The organism is Salinimicrobium tongyeongense (assembly GCF_026109735.1).
Classification (GTDB): Bacteria; Bacteroidota; Bacteroidia; order Flavobacteriales; family Flavobacteriaceae; genus Salinimicrobium; species Salinimicrobium tongyeongense.
In genome coordinates, this window is sequence record NZ_CP069620.1 from 282,454 (window position 1) to 305,274 (window position 22,821).

At 40.3% G+C, this 22,821-nt stretch carries 15 protein-coding genes; 5 read left to right on the plus strand and 10 right to left on the minus strand.

The window, feature by feature from the left end; translation table 11 throughout:
* Positions 1–41 precede the first annotated feature (41 nt).
* Positions 42–1,232 (plus strand): Pycsar system effector family protein, encoded by a 1,191-nt coding sequence (locus tag JRG66_RS01255; RefSeq protein ID WP_265163930.1) that lies wholly within the window; start codon positions 42–44, stop codon positions 1,230–1,232.
* On the opposite strand, the gene JRG66_RS01260 is transcribed toward JRG66_RS01255, so the two are convergent.
* The gene (locus tag JRG66_RS01260; RefSeq protein WP_265163931.1) at positions 1,149–3,599 is read right to left on the minus strand and encodes a GAF domain-containing protein; all 2,451 of its coding nucleotides are present in this window, start codon (positions 3,597–3,599) and stop codon (positions 1,149–1,151) included. The two genes, JRG66_RS01255 and JRG66_RS01260, sit on opposite strands and share 84 nt — an antisense overlap.
* Positions 3,600–3,721: 122 nt before the next feature.
* Between JRG66_RS01260 and JRG66_RS01265 the strand changes: the two genes are divergently transcribed.
* Complete coding sequence (locus tag JRG66_RS01265) at positions 3,722–4,855, plus strand: TlpA disulfide reductase family protein (protein ID WP_265163932.1); 1,134 nt, start codon at positions 3,722–3,724, stop codon at positions 4,853–4,855.
* Positions 4,856–4,923: 68 nt separating this feature from the next.
* Here the strand turns inward: JRG66_RS01265 and JRG66_RS01270 are convergent, their stop codons facing one another.
* A complete protein-coding gene (locus JRG66_RS01270) occupies positions 4,924–5,598 on the minus strand; it encodes an SIMPL domain-containing protein (RefSeq protein WP_265163933.1) in 675 nt (224 codons plus the stop codon).
* A 44-nt stretch (positions 5,599–5,642) separates the two neighbouring features.
* Positions 5,643–6,293 carry a rhomboid family intramembrane serine protease gene (locus JRG66_RS01275; protein WP_265163934.1) on the minus strand — a complete coding sequence of 217 codons (651 nt, stop codon included), beginning with the start codon at positions 6,291–6,293 and terminating at the stop codon, positions 5,643–5,645.
* A 54-nt stretch (positions 6,294–6,347) separates the two neighbouring features.
* Between JRG66_RS01275 and JRG66_RS01280 the strand changes: the two genes are divergently transcribed.
* Entirely contained in the window at positions 6,348–7,256 is a 909-nt protein-coding gene (locus JRG66_RS01280; protein ID WP_265163935.1) for a lysophospholipid acyltransferase family protein, read from the plus strand.
* Here JRG66_RS01280 and glmM read toward each other — a convergent pair.
* Entirely contained in the window at positions 7,246–8,634 is a 1,389-nt protein-coding gene (gene glmM, locus JRG66_RS01285) for a phosphoglucosamine mutase (RefSeq protein WP_265163936.1), read from the minus strand. The two genes, JRG66_RS01280 and glmM, sit on opposite strands and share 11 nt — an antisense overlap.
* Positions 8,635–8,786: 152 nt before the next feature.
* Here glmM and JRG66_RS01290 point away from each other — a divergent pair, with 152 nt between their 5' ends.
* Positions 8,787–9,371 carry an acyl carrier protein phosphodiesterase gene (locus JRG66_RS01290; RefSeq protein ID WP_265163937.1) on the plus strand — a complete coding sequence of 195 codons (585 nt, stop codon included), beginning with the start codon at positions 8,787–8,789 and terminating at the stop codon, positions 9,369–9,371.
* A 196-nt stretch (positions 9,372–9,567) separates the two neighbouring features.
* On the opposite strand, the gene JRG66_RS01295 is transcribed toward JRG66_RS01290, so the two are convergent.
* The 6 genes from JRG66_RS01295 to JRG66_RS01320 form a co-directional block, all read right to left on the minus strand.
* Positions 9,568–11,091, minus strand: coding sequence for a hypothetical protein (locus JRG66_RS01295; RefSeq protein ID WP_265163938.1), 1,524 nt, complete (start codon positions 11,089–11,091; stop codon positions 9,568–9,570).
* Positions 11,092–11,571: 480 nt separating this feature from the next.
* On the minus strand, positions 11,572–12,636 hold the full coding sequence (locus JRG66_RS01300; RefSeq protein WP_265163939.1) for a M12 family metallopeptidase: 1,065 nt from the start codon (positions 12,634–12,636) through the stop codon (positions 11,572–11,574).
* Between the two features lie 820 nt (positions 12,637–13,456).
* Complete coding sequence (locus JRG66_RS01305) at positions 13,457–14,848, minus strand: hypothetical protein (RefSeq protein ID WP_265163940.1); 1,392 nt, start codon at positions 14,846–14,848, stop codon at positions 13,457–13,459.
* A gap of 150 nt (positions 14,849–14,998) precedes the next feature.
* Positions 14,999–16,393 (minus strand): hypothetical protein, encoded by a 1,395-nt coding sequence (locus JRG66_RS01310; protein WP_265163941.1) that lies wholly within the window; start codon positions 16,391–16,393, stop codon positions 14,999–15,001.
* 95 nt (positions 16,394–16,488) lie between these two features.
* Positions 16,489–18,054, minus strand: a complete 1,566-nt coding sequence (locus JRG66_RS01315) for a hypothetical protein (protein WP_265163942.1) — start codon at positions 18,052–18,054, stop codon at positions 16,489–16,491.
* A gap of 190 nt (positions 18,055–18,244) precedes the next feature.
* Entirely contained in the window at positions 18,245–19,243 is a 999-nt protein-coding gene (locus tag JRG66_RS01320; RefSeq protein WP_265163943.1) for a response regulator transcription factor, read from the minus strand.
* A gap of 732 nt (positions 19,244–19,975) precedes the next feature.
* On the opposite strand from JRG66_RS01320, the gene uvrA reads away from it, so the two are divergent.
* On the plus strand, positions 19,976–22,807 hold the full coding sequence (uvrA, locus tag JRG66_RS01325) for an excinuclease ABC subunit UvrA (RefSeq protein WP_265163944.1): 2,832 nt from the start codon (positions 19,976–19,978) through the stop codon (positions 22,805–22,807).
* Positions 22,808–22,821: the final 14 nt, after the last annotated feature.

Sequence of the window (22,821 nt, forward strand, 5' to 3'; positions counted from 1 at the left end):
GGGATTTTTTTGTAATTTGGTGAAAACCTAACCACAATTGAATGACAACTCTTACCGGTAAAGCTGAAAATTTCGTACAGGATCTATTCAGTAAAAAACTACCTAATACATTCATTTATCATAACTTTAAACACACTCAGAGGGTAGTTAAAAGTACTAAAGAATTAATTGAAAAATCTCAAATTGATGTTAAACAGGAGGAGCCCTTACTTCTGGCTGCGTGGTTACATGACACGGGTTATACCCGTAAATATGCCGGCCACGAAGAAGAAAGTGTAAAAATAGCCGAGACCTGGCTGCAGGAGCAGCATGCCGGCCAGCAGCTTATCGATGCTGTCTCCAGGCTCATTCTTGCTACACGCATGCATGCCGAACCTAAAGACCTTTCTGAAAAGATCATCAAGGATGCCGACACCTCTCATTTAGCCAAAGATTATTTTGAAGAGACCAGCGAATTTCTTCGCCAGGAACTTAAACTTCAAAAGATAAAGAACTTTACACACCAGGAATGGATTGAAAAGAACATTGAACTTTTTACAGAGCGGCACGAATATTATACACCCTACGCCCGGGAAAACTGGAAGGAGCAAAAGGATAAAAACCTGTATAACCTGCTCAATAAAGAAAGAAAAGCAAAAAAGAAATTAGCCAAAGAAGAAGCCAAGGCGCGCCTGAAAGTAAAATATAAGGATAAAAGTCCCGACAGGGGGATTCAAACCCTCTTTAGGGTTACCATGCGCAATCACCTAAAGTTAAGTGATATAGCCGATGCTAAGGCAAACATCCTGCTTTCGGTTAATGCCATAATCATTTCACTGGCCATTGCCAACTTCATCCCAGATCTTGGAACCCCAACAACTGCCAGCCCCGCGGTTATGATACCAATTTTTATATTGATGATCTTTAGCGTGGCATCCATCATTGGGGCCATTATGTCTACACGCCCAAACGTTACCTCTGGTGAATTTACTCGGGAGCAAATCAAAAACGGTGAAGTAAACGTGCTGTTCTTCGGAAATTTTCACCGCATGCCTTACGAGCAGTTTGAATGGGCCATGCATGAGATTCTCGAAAATCAAAGTGATGTGTACGAATCTCTCATGAAAGACCTTTACATGCTGGGAGTGGTACTAAACCGGAAGTATTATTTATTGAGAATTACCTACACCATTTTTATGGTAGGCATCATTCTTTCGGTCCTCAGTTTTATCGCCACTTACTACTTTGCCTAGCACTTTTTCAAGGTCGTCATAAGTAAAAATCTGTTCTTCGTGTTGTTCATTTTCCAAATGGTACAGCACCTCGACTCTTATGGCTTTAAGCCCAATCACCCCCTGAACATCTTCAAGTTCCAGTTTCTCTACCTTGTCACCAAGGTATTTTTTTGATTGTAGATATTTAATGTAACGCATATACTCCCTTTCATCCTTCCTGTTGGAATAAACGATAGCAATTTTGCCCTTTTGGGTCACCCTCTCCTCAGTTCCTTTTACGTTTGCCTTGTCAATACGTTTTTTGATGATTTCATATCTTGCGTTATAGGTGCCGTCTACATCAAATTGTTTTTCATCCATCCTGTACCTTATAGACAGGGTGGTGTTGTAAACAAGGATGAGCGAGGCAGCTTCCAGCTTTAGCGGCATTCGTTCCTGGATCTGGTAAAAACGGTTTTCCATTTCACACATGGTCGTTAACTGCCACAAACGCAGATTAAAAAGATAGACCTGGTCAAAAGGTTTATTTTTTTTATTGGAGAGTGATGCCCCTATATAAATGTTGTGTTCAACACCATCTGTCTTGTACCTCTCGAAGTAATGCGGGTAGATCTCCTGGGCATCTACCTGTCGCCGGTCAATATATCGCGACATGGTACGGTTGATTTGCTGAACCGCTTCATCATAATTCTTTCGGTGATTATAAATTATACCTGTTTCAGAATTGATGTTCTTGCGGTATATTTTTACCTGCTCTTCTAAATGAGCCCCCTGCTTTTCAATATGGGCCATCACGGGGTTGATTTCCCTCTGAAGTAAATTGAATACCTTTTGTTCACTGGAGGTACTAAGGCTTCCGGCCAAATCGTCTTTAAATTCTTTTATGCGGAACTTTACCTGTTCATAGATATCAAGCTTTTCAATTTCTTCAGCTTCACATACAATGTTCTCTATGAGTTCAAGTTGATCTAGCAGATCTTTCTGAATAGCTTCATTTCGAGCTTCCGAAGAAGCCACTATATCTATCTCCCCGTATAAAGGATATACATCCTCAAAAGTGATATCTTTAAAGGAAGCAAGGCCATCCTCGTCCAGGTCTTTTATGAATTTGCGCGCCTCCTTCTCAAAAACCCATAACACACTGGGGTGAATAGAGGTACATTCACTTTGTATAACGGCCTTTACCCGGTTCTCGAATTCAGATTTGCTGCGCTCTACTGCTGTTACTATATACGGCAGGATATCTTCCAGTTTTGTGGCATTGATGCTGTTGAGCTCATTCTTTTCAAAAGAAACCAGCTCCATGAGCCCAAGCAAAATGTTGTTCTTGGCAATAGGTGCAATTATGGCACTTTTGACACCTGCATCGACAAAAGATTTTATAAGCACATTTTCTGAAGCCTTATCGGCATACCTGCTAATATTGGGAATGCTGTAGTAATGCTGCTCTTCCACCAGGCTCCTGTACGCCTCCTCCCCAAGCACCTTCTTGCAGTTGAGTATTTTTTTCTTCTGAAGCAAAAAACTGGGGGAACGATTTCCTATCATTCGCTCAAAAGTGGAGTCCTGCTCATTGTACATGGTAAATCCTACCCTAAGGTTAGGGATTTTGTAAATAGATTTAAAGATCTCTTCAAACTTTTCCATCTCTTCCTTGCCCGAAGTATTCCGCTGCAATAAGGTGGTTTTGAGATCTGAAATTGCATCGTCTACGGTAACATCGGTAAGGGTAATGATTGTAAATCCTTTAAAAATCCAGCTGTTGAGTGGGAATTTTTCTTTCCAGAGCTTTACATTTTCAATATTCTGGATCAATTCATCAACATCTTCTTTGTTGATTTCCTTTGCATTTTTTCCCGGCTCCAGCTCCATAAAATGCGAATCCAGCTCAATTCTATAGTGCCTTAAAATGCCATTTTTGTCGGGTATATCGTAATAAAATGGCCTGGAAAAATCAATATCGTACCCATAATACCAGTTTAAAATCAGGATACAGGCATAGATGTAGTCAAGGTCTTCATTGAGGTTCCTCATATTAAGCCTGAAGTCTTCTCCTGCCCCTGCCAGTATTTTCCGAAACTTCTGCGTAGAATTGAAAACCAGGTTATGAAAAGGTACCGAAATGGCCTTGATCTGGGTTTCAGACAGGATTTCAGGAAAAAGGTCTTTTAATAAAATGCGGATAGGATCTTTGTAGCGATTGAGATCTTCAGAATTTACAATACCTTCTTCCAGTGCCGGAAAAGTCGATATATATTCGAGCATATTCTCCAGGTAATTTTTGGAAATGCTACTCGACTCATTTTTTAGCTGGTGGCGGTATTCTTCTATGATCTTATGGAAACTGATCTTTATTTCCAGTGGAAACTCCTTCTGATTCTTCATGTTTTAAAATTAACCGATTTTGCATCCTGCCTTGAGGCACGGGCTCATATTAACATTAATTTATCTATTTGTCCCGTTTCTCTCCCCTTTCTTCCTTATTTTTGTCCAAAATGTAACAAATTATGCGTAAATTTTTATTAGGCGGTTTTGTAATCTTCATGGCTGCTTGTGCAGGTGATAACGAAGGATACCGAATTAGCGGAACAGTTCAAAATGCTCAAGACGGGCAAAAGCTTATTGTTTCTGAATTGAACGACAGCAACACCCAGGTAGTGCATATAGACACCGTAGAAATTAAAGAGGAAAAGTTTGAACTTGATTTACCCGAAAAAGACCAGCCTACCATTAGCTTCCTTAGCCTCGAAGGTACTCGTGGCAATGTGGTCTACATAGCAAACAATAGCCCTGTTGAATTCACGGTTTACCCAGATAGTATTTATTCTTCAGAAATAACCGGGGGAAAAGATAATGAAGTGCTCTCTGAATATCTTGCAAGTGTGAAAGATGTAAGCCAGAAAATGGGAAAAAACCGAAATGACCTTCGCGAGGCCATGATGAAAAAGGATTCAGCTTCACTGCAAAACCTTCAGGCATTCCAGGAACAATTATTTGAAGAGGACAAAAAGACAAAATCAAGTCTGGTTGAATCGAATCCCAATTCTATTGTTTCTGTAATGATACTTCAGGATATGCTGAATACTTCTGCGTATTCCTCAGCCGAATTAAAAGCATTTTATGAGCAGTTAAGCCCCGAAGTAAAGGAACTTCCGCTGGCCAAAATAGTAAAAACAAGGCTTGACAAGATGAGCAAGACTGCGGTAGGCAGCAAAGCACCCGAGTTTAGTGCGCCCACCCCCGAAGGAAATGAGCTCGCTCTTAGTGAAGCGCTTGGAAAAGTGACCCTTGTAGATTTTTGGGCTTCATGGTGTAAGCCCTGTAGAGTTGAGAACCCCAACATTGTGGAGGTCTACAAGAAATATCACGACCAGGGATTTAACATAATCCAGGTTTCCCTTGACCGCCCCGGCCAAAAAGACAAATGGATACAGGCTATTGAAGATGATAACCTGGGGGAATGGAATCACGTTTCAAACCTGATGTTCTGGCAGGATCCTGTTGCGGTTGATTATGGTATCCGTGCTATTCCTGCAGCATTTTTACTCGATGAAAAGGGAAACATCATTGCCAAAAATCTAAGAGGTGAAGCCCTGGGAGCAAAGGTGGAAGAAGTTCTGAATGGTTCTTCAGCAAATTAGTACCTGACAAATAATTATAAAAAGAGGGAACCAAAAAATGGTTCCCTTTTTTTATTGATTTTTTTAAATTAATTTAGCTGAAAATCAACGTTTACCTTAACGGTCACTTCCATTTCACCCGGGGCAATGCTTTGCTGCCCAGAAGTATCTGCTTTCATTTCCATCATCCTGTAGACCGGCTGATAGTTGTCTGTTTGCATTTCATTGATATGAATTGCTTTTCCGGCCTTTTGCCCTAAAGCAGATGCGTATTCTTCAGCTTTCATTTTGGCATCCAAAACTGCCTTTTTTCGGGCTTCAGACTGTAACTGGTCTTTTTTGGAGGTCATGAATTCAATGCCGTCAATCCTGTTAAGTCCTGAATCTAATAAACCCGACATGATCTTTTCATAAGCCTTCAGGTTGGTCAATTCAATAGAAATTGCCTGGTTTGCAGAGTACATGGTATCTTGCGTGTTGTAGTTGACCTCCTTGTTGAGCCTGATGTATTCAGTTTGAATATGTTTTGACACCACCCCCTGGGATTTCAGATATTTAATGACCTGATCTACAACTTTATCATTTTTACGCTTCACTTCAGCAGCCGTTTTCCCGGTATGTTCAATCCTCGATTTGATAAGGACCTTATCGGGTACAACATTTACGGTTCCGGTACCTAATACGGAAATGGATGGAAAAGGCTGGTCTTGTGCGAAGCCTACAGAGTAGCCAAAAATGGCAATTAAAAGGAGAAACTTTTTCATAATTTTCACGGTTTTAGAACGGGTTTTCAAATTCAGTGCCAATGTCAGAATTTCCCCGATTTTTGTAGGAAAAATAACAGAACAATGGGAATTGCAAGCAAGATCACCATAAACAGGCTGGTCACGAACAGTTGCGGCACCAGTAATAAGGTTAAAATATAACCTCCCACAGCTCCACCAAAGTGTGCGTCATGCCCAATGTTTCCAATCCGGTTTTTCATTCCGTAGATTGAGTAAAGCATGTATCCAATCCCAAAAACATAGGCCGGAATGGGAATTGGGATAAAAAACATGTAAAGGCTCATATCCGGGTACAGGAGAATGGCAGCATAAATGATCCCCGAAACAGCCCCACTGGCCCCTACCGCGTTGTATTGATATTCGTCTTTATGAAAATAGTAAGACAACAGGTTGCCAAGTAAAAGACTTGCAAGATAGATCAATAAGAAGCTGACACTTCCCAGAGAGCCAATCACAACATCGGCAAAAAAGAAAAGGGTGAGCATATTCAAAAAAAGATGGGCAGTATCTACATGCAGAAAGCCCGAAGTAAGCACCCTTATCTTCTCCCCCCGTTTTACGGCTGCCGAGTTGAACTTGTACTTTTCAAAAAAAGACTGGTCGTTAAAACCTTTATAAGAAAAAATTATGTTTACTGCTATGACTACGAGTGTAACCAGGTCGAAATCTCCCATTAATGCAAAAATTTAGTTCCAAATATACCATATATTTGCCTAAATGACTTTTGCATGCAGTGTTTAGTTTTCTGGCTGGCCTACCCGTTTTTATGGCTTATTTCCATCCTCCCTTTCAGGCTCTTCTACCTCTTTTCTGATGTTGTATTTTTTATTGTGTACTACATCGCCAGATACAGAAGAAAAACTGTAAGTGAAAATCTACGGCTGGTATTTCCCGAAAAATCTGAAGCTGAAATTAAAAAGATCAGGAAACAGTTTTTCCACCACATGGTTGACATGTTTTTGGAAATGATAAAAAGCCTATCTATTACAGACGAAGAGCTGAAAAAGCGGTTTTCTTTTACTAATCCTGAAGAGATTGAGAAAATAAATAAAATGGATAAAAGCATACTCCTGGCCTGCGGACATTACGCCAGCTATGAGTGGATGACGGCTCTTGAACTCTACGGCCTTGAGCATAAGAGTTTCGGAGTGTACAAAAAAATAAAGAATCGCTATTTTGACCAGCTTATCAAAGACATTAGGGGTCGCTACAGCACTGTGCTAATTCCTTCGAGTAAGGCGACCAAGACCATTACCGACAATGAACAAAATGGAATACGCGGAATATATGGCATGATTGCCGATCAATCTCCCAAACTGGGGCGTGCCAGGGCATGGGTCAATTTCATGGGGATTAACGCCCCGGCTTTTATGGGACTTGAAAAATTATCGCGCTCCCTGGATATGGCCGTGGTCTACCTTCATGTGGAAAAAATTAAAAGAGGCTACTACGTAGCCTCCTTTAAAACCATTTCATACACCCCGGTCCAGGAACCCGAGTATTTTATTACCCGTACCTACTTCAACCACCTGGAAGAACAAATAAGACGGGAACCCCGTTATTACCTCTGGACCCATAAAAGGTGGAAACACCGCAATGCCCCCATCCCCCATGATGCCGTGGTGATTAAAGATTAGCGATCTTCTTTATTTCAGCAATCATTGCTTCGGCCACTTCATCTGCCTGCTGCTGACTTTTAGCTTCAGTATAAATCCTGATGATGGGCTCTGTATTCGATTTTCTCAGGTGCACCCAATGTTCAGCAAAATCTATTTTAACACCATCTACAGTGCTCACCTGTTCTCCCGAATATTTTTTCGCCACCAGCTTCAAAATATTATCTACATCAAGCTGAGGGGTGAGTTCGATTTTATTTTTACTCATAAAATAAGCAGGATAGGTCTTCCGGAGTTCAGAAACCTTCATTTTCTTTTCGGCCAAAAAGCTTAGAAAAAGCCCCACTCCTACCAGGCTATCCCTTCCGTAGTGCAATTCGGGATAAATGATTCCGCCATTACCCTCACCGCCAATCACGGCATTGTTCTGCTTCATCAGCTCAACCACGTTTACTTCCCCCACGGCACTTGCTGCATAAGTAGCCCCATGTTTTTGGGTCACATCGCGCAGGGCACGCGAAGAAGAAAGGTTACTCACAGTATTTCCGGGGGTTTTACCCAGCACATAATCTGCACAGGCCACCAGAGTGTATTCTTCTCCAAACATTTCGCCTTCTTCGGTGATAAATGCAAGCCTGTCAACATCAGGATCTACCACAATTCCCAGGTCTGCCTTTCTGCTTTTAACAAGTTCGCAGATTTCAGAAAGGTGTTCTTTCAAAGGTTCAGGGTTGTGCGGAAAATCACCTGTGGGTTCGCAGTAGAGCTCCACCACTTCTACACCCAACCTCTTCAAAAGTTTGGGAATGGCAATGCCCCCCGTAGAATTCACCCCGTCAACGGCAACTGTAAAGCCTGCTTCAGCAATTTTCCTGGCATCAACCAATGGCAGCATCACCACTTCTTCAATATGAGTATCTATGTAATGATCTACTTTTGTCACTTTTCCAAGGTCATCGACAGCTGCAAAAGAAAAATCGGCTTTTTCAGCAATTTCAAGGATCTCTGCACCGTCATCTCCACTTAAAAATTCGCCTTTTTCATTTAGCAGTTTTAAAGCATTCCATTGTTTTGGGTTGTGACTGGCGGTAAGGATAATTCCGCCTTCGGCTTTCTCCATAGGAACTGCAACTTCTACCGTGGGGGTGGTAGAAAGATCAAGATCAATCACATTAATTCCCAGCCCGGTAAGTGTGTTCATTACAAGTTGCTGGATCATATGCCCCGAAATCCTTGCATCGCGGCCCACTACCACATTGATCTTTTTATCTTCATGGCGCTGTTTAAGCCAGCTGCCATATGCAGCGGCAAATTTCACAGCATCAATTGGGGTAAGGTTTTCTGAAGGTTTCCCCCCAATGGTACCCCTAATTCCTGAAATAGATTTTATTAATGTCATACGTTAATTTTCAAAAGTGTTGTCAAAAATGGCATTTTTGGAACCTCTTTTTCTGCGGAAATTCTAAAAAAGCTGTACAAAGATACTCTCCTTCTGAAGCCTTCCCAAACCTTAACAAAATTTAAACATCCAGATTAAGTACCTTAGCACAAATGAACTTTCTTGCCCATATATACCTCTCGGGAGATAATGACGATATTTGCCTGGGAAATTTTATCGCCGATTCCATAAAAGGAAAAAAGTACCTGGAGTTTCCTTCCGAAGTTCAAAAAGGGGTCCTTCTTCACCGGGCGATTGACTCCTACACCGATTCTCACCCCATAGTGAGGAAAAGCACCGCTAAATTGCATAAAAATTACAGTCACTACAGCGGGGTTATTGTAGATATTTTTTACGATCACTTCCTCGCTTCCCGCTGGGAAGATTACAGTGAAGTTCCGCTTGAAAATTTTGTGGCAGATTTCTATAAGCTCCTCAAGCAGAGATTTGAGGTATTACCCGCCCCCATTCAAAACTTCCTGCCTTACATGGTTTCTGAAAACTGGCTTTTAAGCTATGCGAGCATTGAAGGAATTGCCCGAATTCTCTATCAAATGAACCTAAGGACAAAAAACATTGTGCGAATGGATCGCGCCGTGAATGAATTGAAGGAATATTACGAAGAATTTTCGGAAGAGTTTACAGCATTTTTCCCACAACTTCAGGAATACTCCCATCAGCAGGTTTCTTCTCTGTAGCACCTCAAAAATGGCATTTTTGAGCAGGCTTTAATAAACGCGTGACTGGCTGAATTCTTTTAGAAAGATAGAGTTACAAAAAGGTCGTTTTTAGATCCTCTCAGGATATTATAGAAGCGATTAAGTCTGGACCAAAAAAAGAAGAGGCCGCCTTTACAGGCAGCCTCTGCTTAATCTGGTTTAAAAATCAGTAACTCTAAAGACTGTAACCCAGGCTTTGAAGTGCTGAAACAATTAGACCTTCATAGTATGCCGGAGAATCTCCGGGGTTTACATCATAAACATAGCCAATTTCGGATTTATCAGAAAGGCCGTAGGCTCCTGCGTAATTTCCGTCTCCATTTTCAACATAGGAAACGAATTTCGCAAAATTCTCTGCATCAGGTGAATTTGGTGTTGCTACCTGAAATATAATACCGTTATAGGAATTGGAGGGCCAGGTTGCCAATCTGCCTCTTAATGCGGTAATATCTGCATCGTAAGTCGCTGTACGTGTTGTATTTTGATCCCATGAGCTTACATAATCTGTATAGCTGTAAACTGCTTCATCCTGGAAAATTAAAGCAATTGAATTTCCGCTGGGAGATTCCCCCCTCAGGTTGAGAAAATGCATGGTTCGCTCACTAGGATCAGCTATTACCTGTACTTTTTCATCGAAAAGTGCATCATCATTGTTGTACAACCCAATTAGAGCAGCTCTAAGAAGGGTATTTCTCATTTCCTGCAGCGGATACAAAGTATTGTCCATTGATCCGGAAGAATCGAAATAGATGTAGATATTCGTATCGGCATTAATAACAGGAGTTGAATCACATCCTATTCTTATGTGGTGGTAAGCTGGCTCTTGTGCTGCCAATGCGGTGATACTCGCCTGTGTAATTTCAAAATCATAATAATCTTCTGCACCTGCAGTATAATCAAGGTCTTCATGATCTAAAACAGTAACTCTGGCGTAGTAAGTCTCATCTCCAAGATCGGGCAATGCAAAACACAGCACAGAAGCTGAAGGCCATTCCCCTTCCATAGTAATGGTATTAGTGTCATTGTTTAACTCAATTTCCTGAGTCATCGCTTCATCAGTATACACATCAATATTGAAGTAAGCCGGATATTCCCTTCCGGTTTCATCATCACAATAATTAATGAACACACAATAGCTGTTTTCCACCTCAACTACATCAAAATCAAAGAAAGGATAGCCATACGCAGCTTCTTCCCTTGCATAGTAGCAAAGAACATCTACATCAATATAAGGTTTGGTCCCCGCTACAAGATTAACTTGTAATGGCAGGGCATCCCCTACTTCATCGGCAAATGCTCCTCCCTCACGTGGAGCTACCCATAATACCTGATCGTTGGAATCATATACTGCGAAATGTTGCAGGTAATAAGTTCCGGCAGGAAGCTCTAAATCTTCAGAATAGGTAGTTTCCCATGAGCCATTGTTGTTCACAAGATCCACTTCAAAGAGTTCGTAGGTCCCCGGTTCGGCATCTTCAGATGTTGTACCTCCCAAAATAACATAAGCAGGATCAACTCCATCTCTACACTCAGCTTCAGACTGCCTGTTTTGCTGATTAAAAGAATTCAGTAATGCTCCAAAAGTTAATTGTACTGTTTCAGGCTCATCTGATACAACTCCAGCTTCATCTTTACTACAGGATGTAAAAATCAATGCAAAAATTGCTACCCAGGCAATTGAAAGTTTAAGATTTTTCATAATAAATATTGGTTTATGGTTAATAAATAATTGCTTACTACTTATGACTTTTTGAGGGAGCAACTTTGCGCTGGAAAAAGTATACTCTTGGACTAAGGGGAAGGAGAGAATATTTTTTTCCAGGTTTCACTTTAAAAATCCAGATCATCTGGATCTCAAAATTCAATTTTTTAAATTAATGGGAGGAAAAATTACCTGGGGGAATGGCAACTAATGGTGTAAATATATAATTATTTGATTATCACTGAAATGGGGGTTAACCCTACTTTATGGTATATTTTCAGTTTAATTTTTTCACGGCTGCAGTTAAGGTTAAAAACTTTTAAGGAAGTGGAAATTTTCCACATCTTTTAAAATACATTGTAGACAAATTCTACAGTGCTCTTAAAGGCTTATTTTTAAAATGGTAATCTAAGTTCGGGGTACTGCCATAAAAAAACCCGGCCTTACAGCCGGGTTTATAAATATATGCATTATAATTTATGCTTTATAGTACCAGTATCCTCCTCTGGAAAATACTTCTTTCCACCCGTAAATTCTTGAATAGTAAAACCAGGTGTCATTCTTTCTAAGAAGATATACGCCGTAAACCGTATAGTATTCCCCATTAATATAAGTTTCTTCTGTAGTGCCGGTTGTAGTCTCTTTACCTGAAGTAGAACTATAAGGATACATATTGTTTATTCCGGTCTTATCGCCTGAAGACAGAGCAGATCTTTGCACATTATAAGTAGAACCACTTTTGGTAGTTATGGTAGGCTTTCCATTACTGGAAAATGAGTATGGACCATACATCATGATAGATCCAAAATCAAGAGCACTGGTAAACTCATCACCATCCATTCCCTGCTCAGCATAAGTCTGGAAATTATATTCCCTTCCGCTTTGAATGTTATCATAATGCACGGTGATATAACTATTCCTGTCTACACGGCTCTGCTCGTGCCAAAGGCCAACAGCATGGCCAATCTCGTGGATGGTATTCCCGGTAGAGCAAGCAGTAGACAAGGTTATATTTTGTCTTCCACCTATCATCCCCACGTAAGAGGAACAACCAGAACCGGTTACAAAATAAATATAGTTAGACTGGGATGTTCTCTCTACAAAATCAATATTAGTTTGAGATTCCCAGTGCTTTATTGCGTCGTAGACGCGGTATTTATTGTCTAAATTACTGTCTATAGCATAGTAAACAGTATTGTTGGGCCATCTGCCTGAAGTACGCCCAACACTTTTGGTTTCGGGAACAACTTCACCTTCCTCAAAAACCACTTTAACTTCCTGATGGCTTACTAATGAAGGGGGCAAAAGTATATCTCCTTCATAAATGTAATCCCCATTAAACTGCTCAACGGCAAATTTTTGACCTGCATAATACACATCTGTAGAAGCACCGGGATTGGGATTGGCAAATTCTGTCATGATCTCCTGAGTCTCATTAATATTCGAACTTTCAATGTTCTCTAATTCTTCAGGATTATCTTTACTACAGGAAACTAGGGAGGCTAAAGCTGGTAGTAACACAGCGAATTTTAAATTTTTCATAAGTAGGTATTCATAATTTTTAAGTCCTGCATGTTTGGGTTTTACAGAACAAATTGTTTTAACTGACTTTTTGATGACGTTCATTTTTAGTTAATTAAAAGCTTTTAAAAACAAAAAAGAATCTTAACATTCTTAATTGCGGTTTAACTTGTAATAACTATGCCAAAAATTTTTTTAGATATTTTTTAACTATGGCTTACGTCGGGACGAAGGGAGGGAATAAGCATATCTGTTTCGTGAATTTCTTTTTTTTAGTTAAACCTATGGAGATAAATAAATTATCACAAAATTAGAAATTAATATTTCCTTAAGAAGGTTTTAAGTGATTTTAACATGCTGCTGTTCAATAGCTTGGAACACTAAATACAGTAGGCCGAATTGAAGAAAATGCTAAAAGCTAAAAAAACATTTGTAAGGATTATGAAGAAAATTGAAAAGAACTTAAAGCCTGGAAGGATTTAAAGCAAATCTTGTATCGCTTGATACTATCAAAAATTTATAAGTAGCTAAAACAGCCTGTTAATATTAATGTTATTTCTTTTAAAATATATGCTGTAAAAATTCCAGAACTTTCAGCTTAAGTAAAAAAGCGATAGTCAAAAATGATATTTTTGACTATCGCTTTTTTATAAAATGTAGGGCAGCTTTCGCAGAACTGGTCATATAGGTAGTGTAATACCTCTTAAACTACCATCTAATGTTGAGAAAAGGCCATTATAAATTCTTTTGCCGCTTCGACAAACTGATAGCTATATCGAATTCTGAAATAATCCAGTAGTGCTCAACTTTTAAAACAGCCTTTATTGTTGTGGATATTAGGTCAATCCAGCAGGTTTATACTAAAGCAGTTAATGGTTTCTATTCTTACGTAGAATGGATAAGTATAGGTAAAACCATTGAAAGTGTTAGCAATAGCACCATTTTCTCCCTGAATATTGGCACAATAATTCTCCCAACAAGTGGGACTCATTGCCCCTCCACTAGACGGCCGCACCTCAATTGCATAAGCAGCAATACGGTCACTGTCATCAAAAGGTGTATCAAGAATTATTTGCACTTCACCACCTGACAAGGAAACATCAGCGGTTCCCAAAGCTGTAAGATCTTCAAAACCTAAATCGGCCAACAATTGCAAATCGGCATCGCTATTAATTTGAACCCAACCTTCGGTATCAGCCCCTTCAAGTAGGGTAAACTCGCAGTTAGAGGAGAGTTCATTTCTCAGGTTTAACCTACAACGCACATCTGTATCACAAGTTGGATCTCCAGGGTTGTTATTGTTATCACAGTTTATTCTTACATGATGATATGCAGGTATAAATATTTCCTGGGCTTCAATACTGGCCTGCGTAATTTCAAACTCAAATGTATCGGTAGCGTCTGCAGTGTAATCTAAATCGTCATGATTCAAAACGGTTACACGGGCGTAGAAAGTCCTGTCTTGAAGATCGGGAAGAGCAATACACAACACCGAAGCAGATGGCCAACCCCCTTCCATGGTTATGGTATTAGTATTATTGCTTAAGGGATATGGAGTTCCGTCATAAGAATCGGTCCATACTTCCATAGAGAAGTAAGCAGGATATTCTCTTCCTGTGGTATCATCACAATAATTTACAAACACACAATAGCTATTCTCTACCTCAACAACATCAAAATCAAAGAACGGATAACCATAAGCTTCTTCATTGCGGGAATAGAAACACAAGACATCTATACTAATGTAGGGTTTGGTTCCCGAAACAACTTCAATTTCATGTGGCAGAGGCTGGTCTACATATTCGGAAAAAGTTCCTTCTAATCTTGGTGCTACCCACAAAACATTATCACTGGTATCATAAACAATGAAATGTTGCAGGTCGTAATCTCCAGCAGGTAATGCAAGTTCATCGGAATATAATGTTTCCCATGTACTAAGGCTGGTGTTATATTTTAATTCTACCCTAATTAGATTCATTTCAGGGCTTCCCCCATTTTCTCCAATATAATTACCAAGAGCGTCTGTAATTCCAATCATCACGTAGCCGGGTGTGTTGTCACTACATACAACCGGATCCTTTTGTTGCAGGTCTATTTCTGCAAGAACAGTTTTAAATGTCAACTGTACCTTCTGTTCATCTTCATTTACTGGTTGTGGATCTTCAGTAGTACAGGAAGCAGCTGTAACCAGAAAAAGAAGTAACAGACTAAATTTATATAATGTAGTTTTCATAGTAGTTTTTTTTTATAAGCAGGATGATAAAAATGATGGTTTAAAAAATGTTTGTAGATGATGATCCACCTGTGCATACAATGGGTCTCATCACAGTAAATTTTTAAAATTAACCACCTGTGCAACACAGGTGGTTAATCTTACAAGAAATTAATTTTCAAGTGGAACGGAACAGAAGATAGCGTCTACTCTCATGTAGAAAGGATAAGAGTAATCGAAACCATCAAAAGATTCTGTAATGGCTTCCGTCTGATCTTCACCAACCACGTTGGCACATTCAGATTCCCAACAGGTTTGGTTCATAGCTCCTCCTTCAACAGAAGGTCTTACCTCTATGGCATATCCTGTAATCCGATCTTGTACTGAATATGGTGTATCCAGAGTTATGGATAACTCACCATCGTCCATTACCACATTTACATCTACAACTTCAATTAGACCGTCTAGTGGAAAATCAACCAAAAGGTTCAGGTCTTCCAGATCCTGAGCATTATTTATTCTCACCCAGTTGTCATCGTCAGCGTTTTCAAGGATTGTGAAGTAGCAGAACTCATCAAGGGTACCTGTAGTCTCCAATTCACAGGCTGCATCTATATCACACACCTCGTCTTCTCCTCCACCATTTGGATCATCATCACACTCAAACCTAATGTGATGATAAGCGGGAACTTGAGTTTCAAGTGCCTCTATACTCTCCTGAGTGATTACAAAATCGTAATAATCGCTATCATCTGCAGTGTAATCAAGATCATCATGATTTAGTACAGTCACCCTGGCGTAATAAGTATCATCTCCAAGATCGGGCAATGCAAAACACAGTACAGAAGCCGAAGGCCATTCTCCTGCCATTGTAATGGTGTTGGTATCATTGCTGATAGAAACTTCCTGAGTCATTGTTGCATCTGAATACACATCAATTGTGAAATATGCAGGATAATCACGACCAGTTTCGTCGTCACAGTAATTTACGAAAACACAATAGCTGTTCTCAACTTCAATAACATCAAAATCAAAGAAAGGATAACCATAAGCAGCTTCTTCCCTTGCATAGTAGCAAAGAACATCTACATCAATATAAGGTTTGGTTCCCGCTACAAGATTAACTTGTAATGGCAGGGCATCCCCTACTTCATCGGCAAATGCTCCTCCTTCACGTGGAGCTACCCATAATACCTGATCGTTGGAATCATAAACTGCGAAATGTTGCAGGTAATAAGTTCCGGCAGGAAGCTCTAAATCTTCAGAATAGGTAGTTTCCCATGAGCCATTGTTGTTCACAAGCCCCACCTCAAAGAGTTCGTAGGTCCCCGGTTCGGCATCTTCAGATGTTGTACCTCCCAAAATAACATAAGCAGGATCAACTCCATCTCTACATTCAGCTTCAGATTGCCTGTTTTGTTGATTGAAGGAATTTAACAAGGCTCCAAAGGTCAATTGTACCGTTTCAGGATCATCGGAAACAACACCTGCTTCTTCCTTACTACAGGAAGTAAACACCAACGCCAACATTGCCAGCCAGGCAATTGAAATTTTAAAATTTTTCATAATAAATTGTGTTTGATTAATAAAAATTAGAATGGTTAATAAAAATTATTAAGAAATCCTCCCCGGGTTTTATGACCCGGAGAGAATTATTTCTTTTACTGGAAATCTTCATGACATACCTGTCCGGCATGTACGATCATGGTATAAGGACCTACACCATCAACAGGGAAGCTATAACTTAGAAGATCTGAACCTTTATGAAGGTCAAATTGTCCCGGAGCTCGTTTATCAGGCCAGGTGTTATCATCATTAAACCAGAAGTGTGTATCACCTACAGTCACTCCGTCATAAAGATCAATAGTTATATGTATCTGCTCTCCGTCATCATCAAGTTCAATAATAACGTCTCCTGCTCTCCATGCCTTACTGGTATCATTTTGACCGGCACCTGCCCAGAATGGTAGTACCCAACGCTCATTTTCTTCGTCGTAAAATTCTTCATCTGCATCTACACCAGTTCCGTCAATGAGAAGACCCCATCCCCAATTATTACTTTTATAATGATCGGCTAAAATGTAATCTCCAAACATGTAAGCAGTGTCTCCGCATCCATCAGATTCACAGGAATCTGTATCTCTACAATCTACAATACAGTCACCATTTATATCTCCGGGCACAACACATTCACCAGGTTGACAGGAACCTGTATCTCTACAGTCTACAATACAGTCACCGTTGGTATCTCCCAATACAGTTCCCGGTTCACAGGTTGGCTCTCCGTAAGGTGGAGGACAGTTAAATCTTACATGCTCATAGGCTGGAACTGCAAGCTCCTGTGCATCAATATCATCCTGAGTAAAGGTGAATTCGAAATAATCAGATTCCGGGTCAGACACATAAGAAAGAAGTTCGTGATTCAATACTGTTACACGGGCATAATAAGTATCATCTCCTAAATCTGGTAAAGCAAGACACAATACAGAAGCAGCCGGGTTACCTCCCTGCATAGAAACCGTATTCATATTATTGCTCAAGACTACCTCTGTTCCATCAAATTCGTCAGACCATACTTCTACAGAGAAATATGCAGGATACTCACGACCGGTTTCATCATCACAGTAGTTAACGAAAATACAGTAGCTGTTTTCTACCTCAATCACGTCAAAGTCAAAGAATGGGTACCCATAAGCTTCTTCTTGCCTTGGAATAAAACACAATACCTCAACCGCGATATAAGGTTTCGTACCTCCTATTAGTTCTATAGCCTGTGGTAAGGCATCACTAACCTCCCCGGCAAAAGTTCCTCCTTCTCTTGGAGCCACCCATAGTACCTGATCATTTGAGTCATAGACAATAAAATGCTGTAGGTAATAAGTATCTTCAGGAAGTTCAAGGTCTGCAGAATAAGTAGTCTCCCAGGACCCGTTGTTATTGGTTAAACCTACTTCAATCAGGTTTTCTGCATTACTTCCATCAATGAACTCGGTTCCCTCCTCATCTGTGGAAATTCCTACCATAACATAAGCAGGTACTGCATTTTCCCTACATTCTCCCGGTGTTGCTTGTTTGTTTTGGCTGTTAAAAGCTCCAAGCATGGCTCCAAAAGTTAACTGTACGGTGTCTTTTCCGCCTTCGGTAGCACCAGTTTCTTCTTTACTACAGGAAGTAAAAACCAGCGCAAGTAGCGCAAAGCAGGCCATTGGCAATTTAAAGTGTTTCATAATCAAAGGTTTTAGATTAATAAAATTTAGAATGGTTAATTATTATTATAGGGTCTGTGATTCTTCTTTAAATTCGCAACCGGCGAATAGCAAATGGGGGAGTAAACGGGCGGGGGAACTTTAGGAAATTCTTTTGTTAAATGTAGGATTTCTCTTAACCTCTAACAATGGGGGAAAACCCTCCTTTTTTTCAAACTTTGATCATATTATGGTTTAGGGCATACACTATACTCTCCAGGATAGTCCCTGAGCGAGTGCGACGCACAATATTAGCCCTGTGTTTTTCTATTGTTTTAGCTGAAATACACAAGGCCTCAGAAATTTCTTTCGTTTTATATCCTTTACACAGCAGTGAAATAATTTCCTTTTCCCTTTTGGTAAAATGCTGTTCTTCCTGAGTACAGTTTTCGGCAAAATACTTTTCTATTTCTACCGAGTTAGTTCCTACTTCCTCTTTAAGCGGAAAGTCATTGCCGGTGAAATTGATCATCATGATCATCTGCCCCGACAAATTTTTGTCAAGCTTGGAAAAAGTTATTCGGGCCTCCCTTATCTTCTCATTCATAATAAGAGAGGTTTTAGTCACAGCTTTCATGTGCTTTCCCCTCACAAACTTTTTGAGGATTTCGCTAACTTTTAGTTTACTTCGTCCCACAACCAGGTCTGTAAGTTTTATTTGTTGCCTCCCAGTAATAAAAAAGTCATTCCTGAAGGCGTCGTTCATCGCCACAATTTTCTCATCCTGAAGAAGGATAACAGGGTGTTCCAATAAGTTGAACAGGCCCATAAACGAATCTTTCCAATAGTGCGTAAGGCAAGCCTGGGTTCCAATAAGCTCTTCAATTTCCTCTGCTATAGAACGATAACATCCTCTATCGTAGATAATCCCGTCTACAGCATCTTTAAAATTTTTATCGAGCACCTTTCTGTTTTCAAGGTCCCCTAAAAGAAAAAGCAGGCTCTTGTTCAGAAAATGTGTGGACTTAAAACTGGTAAGATTTTTCAGGCTTTCCAGCCCCAGCGAAGAATAATCTATGAGAATAACATCGGGTAAAGTATTAAGCGCCAAAGAATAACCGGCATGAATACTATTAACTTCAACAGTATCAAAATGAAAATTGACTTCCTTTTCTATATTCTTAGCTAAATCCCCGTTTTTTGTAATAAGTAGTAGTATTTTCTTTTCCATTCCCCCAACTTTTAACTTTATGACAACTTTTCGCAGCAAATTATGCGATCATCTTCACAAGTAAAGATATACAAGCTACTTCAAAATAAATCCTAAACTTATGTAGTACATAACTGACAAACAGCCACTTACACCTAAGCATTTCATCGAAAAAATGGTTTTATTAACATAAAATTAGACGTCAAAAAACCCTTTTTAAGAAATATTTATTCGGAATAAATTTATGCTTCGGTGAGGATGTCAGTAGAAAATTTTTGTTCCGGTATATTCTTTCAAGGCTGGTTCACCGTAGTATAGATGAAGTGTGTTCAGGCAATTCCAGATCTTCTTTTTTATAAAATATTTTCAGCCAGACGGCTTTATTACTGTTGCTGCACTAAAATTATTTTCTAACCTTCCGAAGGAACATCCAGAGGTTATACCGGCTTCAGGTATGATATCCGTATGATGGTTTAGCATAAAAATCCTATCTATTCCTAAAAAAGTAGCTGTTAAGCATTAACATAATTCGAATTTCTTTTATTTATAAACCACTTAAGCTTTAAATTCTGATCAATTTTCAGACGTAATTAAGATTTCATTAAGAAAATGGCATTTTTGAGACTCAGGTGAGTAGATATTTTTGTAGGAAAATATTTAACATTACCGGCTGTACTTAATATATCAGGGCATCTTCCTCCTTTTCTCAATAACTACAGTTTCAGTACCTTTGCTGCCTTGCAAAAAACTTACATGGCAGTTACAGAAGAATATATAGATATACTTGGTGCTAGGGTGCACAACCTGAAAAATGTGGATGTCAAAATTCCCAGGGAAAAACTGGTGGTTATTACAGGACTTTCGGGTTCCGGGAAGTCTTCTTTGGCTTTTGACACTATTTATGCTGAAGGGCAACGCAGATACATTGAAACTTTTTCGGCCTATGCCCGCCAGTTCCTTGGTGGCCTTGAAAGACCCGATGTAGATAAGATTGAAGGTCTTTCTCCCGTCATAGCCATTGAGCAGAAGACCACCAGCAAAAGCCCCAGAAGTACTGTGGGCACCATTACTGAAATCTACGATTTTTTGAGATTGCTTTTCGCCAGGGCCAGTGATGCCTATAGCTATCAAACCGGCGAAAAAATGGTGAGCTACAATGATGAGCAGATTGCCGATTTAATTCTGAAGAATTTTGAAGGAAAAAGAGTGAACGTACTGGCCCCGGTAATAAGGTCCCGAAAAGGGCATTACAGGGAGCTCTTTGAACAAATAGCCAAGCAGGGGTTTGTAAAGGTGAGGGTTGATGGCGAAGTACGGGATATTGTGAAGGGCATGAAACTTGACCGGTACAAGATACATGATATTGAGATTGTTGTAGACCGGTTGAAGATTAGCTCGAAAGAAGATCTCAAAAAGAGGTTATTTGACAGTATCAAAACTGCAATGTACCACGGGGAGGATGTTTTGATGGTGATGAACCAGGATAATGGCGACATCAAGTACTTTAGCCGGAACCTGATGTGCCCCTCTTCCGGAATTTCTTATCCAAATCCTGAACCCAACAATTTCTCCTTCAATTCTCCCAAAGGAGCCTGCCCACTTTGTAATGGCATTGGCACGCTTCATAAGGTTAATGAGAAGAAGATCATTCCCGATGCCTCAAAAAGTATAAAAAACGGGGCTCTCGCCCCGCACGGGCCTCAAAAAAAGAACTGGATCTTTAGTCAGCTCCAGTTAATAGCCGAGCGTTTTGACTTCAGCCTTTCAGACCCCGTAGAGAAAATTCCCAAAGATGCCATGAACATGATCTTGTTCGGCGGCAGGGAGAAGTTCACTAAAGAATCTAAAACCCTTGGTATTACCCGCGAATACAAGATCGATTTTGAAGGGGTGGCAACATTTATTGAAGAGACCTACGAGAAGAATGAATCCTCTTCCCTGCGGCGTTGGGCAAAGGAATATATGGATAAAATAACCTGCCCCGAATGTGAAGGAACGCGCCTCAAAAAGGAATCTTTGTACTTCAGGGTCAATGGGCAAAATATCGCCGAACTTGCTCAAAAAGACATTATTGATCTTGCCGACTGGTTTAAGGACATAAACGTCCATCTTTCAGAAAAACAACAAAAGATTGCTGCTGAAGTTATCAAGGAGATTAGTGTACGTCTCCAGTTTTTGGTAGATGTGGGGCTAAACTACCTTTCCCTTAACCGCGGTTCTAAAAGCCTTTCGGGAGGTGAGGCCCAAAGGATAAGGCTGGCCACTCAAATAGGTTCTCAGCTTGTTGGCGTCCTCTACATTCTCGACGAGCCAAGCATAGGGCTGCATCAACGTGACAATGAAAAACTGATCAATTCCCTAATCTCGCTGCGTGACCTGGGAAATTCTGTTGTTGTGGTTGAACACGATAAAGATATGATTGAGCGTGCCGATTATGTGATTGATATAGGCCCACAGGCAGGAAGGCATGGCGGCGAAATTATAAGCGAAGGTACTCCCGAAGAAATCCGCAAACACAACACCATTACTGCAAACTATCTCAATGGAAGCATGAAAATTGAAGTTCCTACAGAGAGAAGAAAAGGGAATGGTAAAAAAATCGACCTTAAAGGTGCCACCGGAAACAACCTTCAAAACGTTTCGGTAAGCTTCCCATTGGGGAAAATGATCGCGGTAACAGGTGTTTCGGGAAGCGGGAAATCTACGCTTATCAATGAAACCCTCTACCCCATTATGAATGCCCATTATTTTAACGGGGTAAAAAAACCTAAACCATACAAAAGTATTAAAGGGCTTGAGCATTGTGATAAGGTAATAGACATCAACCAGACCCCAATTGGGCGAACTCCAAGATCTAACCCTGCAACTTATACTGGTGTTTTTTCTGAAATCAGGAATATTTTTGCGAAAACGCCTGAAGCACTTATCAGGGGTTATAAACCAGGCCGTTTCAGCTTTAATGTAAAGGGTGGCCGATGTGAAACCTGCAAAGGTGGTGGCCTGCGGGTTATTGAAATGAACTTCTTGCCCGATGTTTATGTGGAATGTGAGACCTGCCAGGGCAAGCGTTTTAACCGGGAAACCCTGGAGATTAGGTACAAAGGAAAATCTATTGCCGATGTGCTCGAAATGACCATTAATGAAGCCGTTGTCTTTTTTGAGAATATCCCAAAGATCTACCGCAAGTTAAAGACAATAAGAGATGTGGGGCTTGGCTATGTGACCCTGGGCCAACAAAGCACAACCCTCTCGGGAGGGGAAGCCCAACGCATCAAGCTGGCTACCGAGCTCTCCAAAAGGGATACCGGTAACACCTTTTATATATTAGACGAACCTACCACAGGCTTGCATTTTGAAGATATCCGGGTATTGATGGAGGTGCTCAACAGGCTGGTAAATAAAGGGAACACAGTACTTATCATTGAGCACAACCTCGATGTTATCAAAATGGCCGATCATATCATTGACATAGGGTACGAAGGAGGAAGAAACGGAGGAAAAGTGGTAGCTAAGGGTACGCCCGAAGAAGTTGCCAAAAACAAGAAAAGCTACACGGCACGCTTTCTTCAAAAAGAACTAAATTAGCCGCAATTGAATTT

What these genes read in the sequence shown, in the direction of transcription:
- JRG66_RS01260 (WP_265163931.1), bottom strand. Translation starts at nt 3,599, where the DNA reads ATGAAGAATCAGAAGGAGTTTCCACTGGAAATAAAGATCAGTTTCCAT.
- glmM (WP_265163936.1), bottom strand. Translation starts at nt 8,634, where the DNA reads ATGACATTAATAAAATCTATTTCAGGAATTAGGGGTACCATTGGGGGG.
- uvrA (WP_265163944.1), top strand. Translation starts at nt 19,976, where the DNA reads ATGGCAGTTACAGAAGAATATATAGATATACTTGGTGCTAGGGTGCAC.
- JRG66_RS01290 (WP_265163937.1), top strand. Translation starts at nt 8,787, where the DNA reads ATGAACTTTCTTGCCCATATATACCTCTCGGGAGATAATGACGATATT.
- JRG66_RS01305 (WP_265163940.1), bottom strand. Translation starts at nt 14,848, where the DNA reads ATGAAAACTACATTATATAAATTTAGTCTGTTACTTCTTTTTCTGGTT.
- JRG66_RS01310 (WP_265163941.1), bottom strand. Translation starts at nt 16,393, where the DNA reads ATGAAAAATTTTAAAATTTCAATTGCCTGGCTGGCAATGTTGGCGTTG.
- JRG66_RS01315 (WP_265163942.1), bottom strand. Translation starts at nt 18,054, where the DNA reads ATGAAACACTTTAAATTGCCAATGGCCTGCTTTGCGCTACTTGCGCTG.
- JRG66_RS01270 (WP_265163933.1), bottom strand. Translation starts at nt 5,598, where the DNA reads ATGAAAAAGTTTCTCCTTTTAATTGCCATTTTTGGCTACTCTGTAGGC.
- JRG66_RS01280 (WP_265163935.1), top strand. Translation starts at nt 6,348, where the DNA reads ATGCAGTGTTTAGTTTTCTGGCTGGCCTACCCGTTTTTATGGCTTATT.
- JRG66_RS01295 (WP_265163938.1), bottom strand. Translation starts at nt 11,091, where the DNA reads ATGAAAAATCTTAAACTTTCAATTGCCTGGGTAGCAATTTTTGCATTG.
- JRG66_RS01265 (WP_265163932.1), top strand. Translation starts at nt 3,722, where the DNA reads ATGCGTAAATTTTTATTAGGCGGTTTTGTAATCTTCATGGCTGCTTGT.
- JRG66_RS01320 (WP_265163943.1), bottom strand. Translation starts at nt 19,243, where the DNA reads ATGGAAAAGAAAATACTACTACTTATTACAAAAAACGGGGATTTAGCT.
- JRG66_RS01275 (WP_265163934.1), bottom strand. Translation starts at nt 6,293, where the DNA reads ATGGGAGATTTCGACCTGGTTACACTCGTAGTCATAGCAGTAAACATA.
- JRG66_RS01300 (WP_265163939.1), bottom strand. Translation starts at nt 12,636, where the DNA reads ATGAAAAATTTAAAATTCGCTGTGTTACTACCAGCTTTAGCCTCCCTA.
- JRG66_RS01255 (WP_265163930.1), top strand. Translation starts at nt 42, where the DNA reads ATGACAACTCTTACCGGTAAAGCTGAAAATTTCGTACAGGATCTATTC.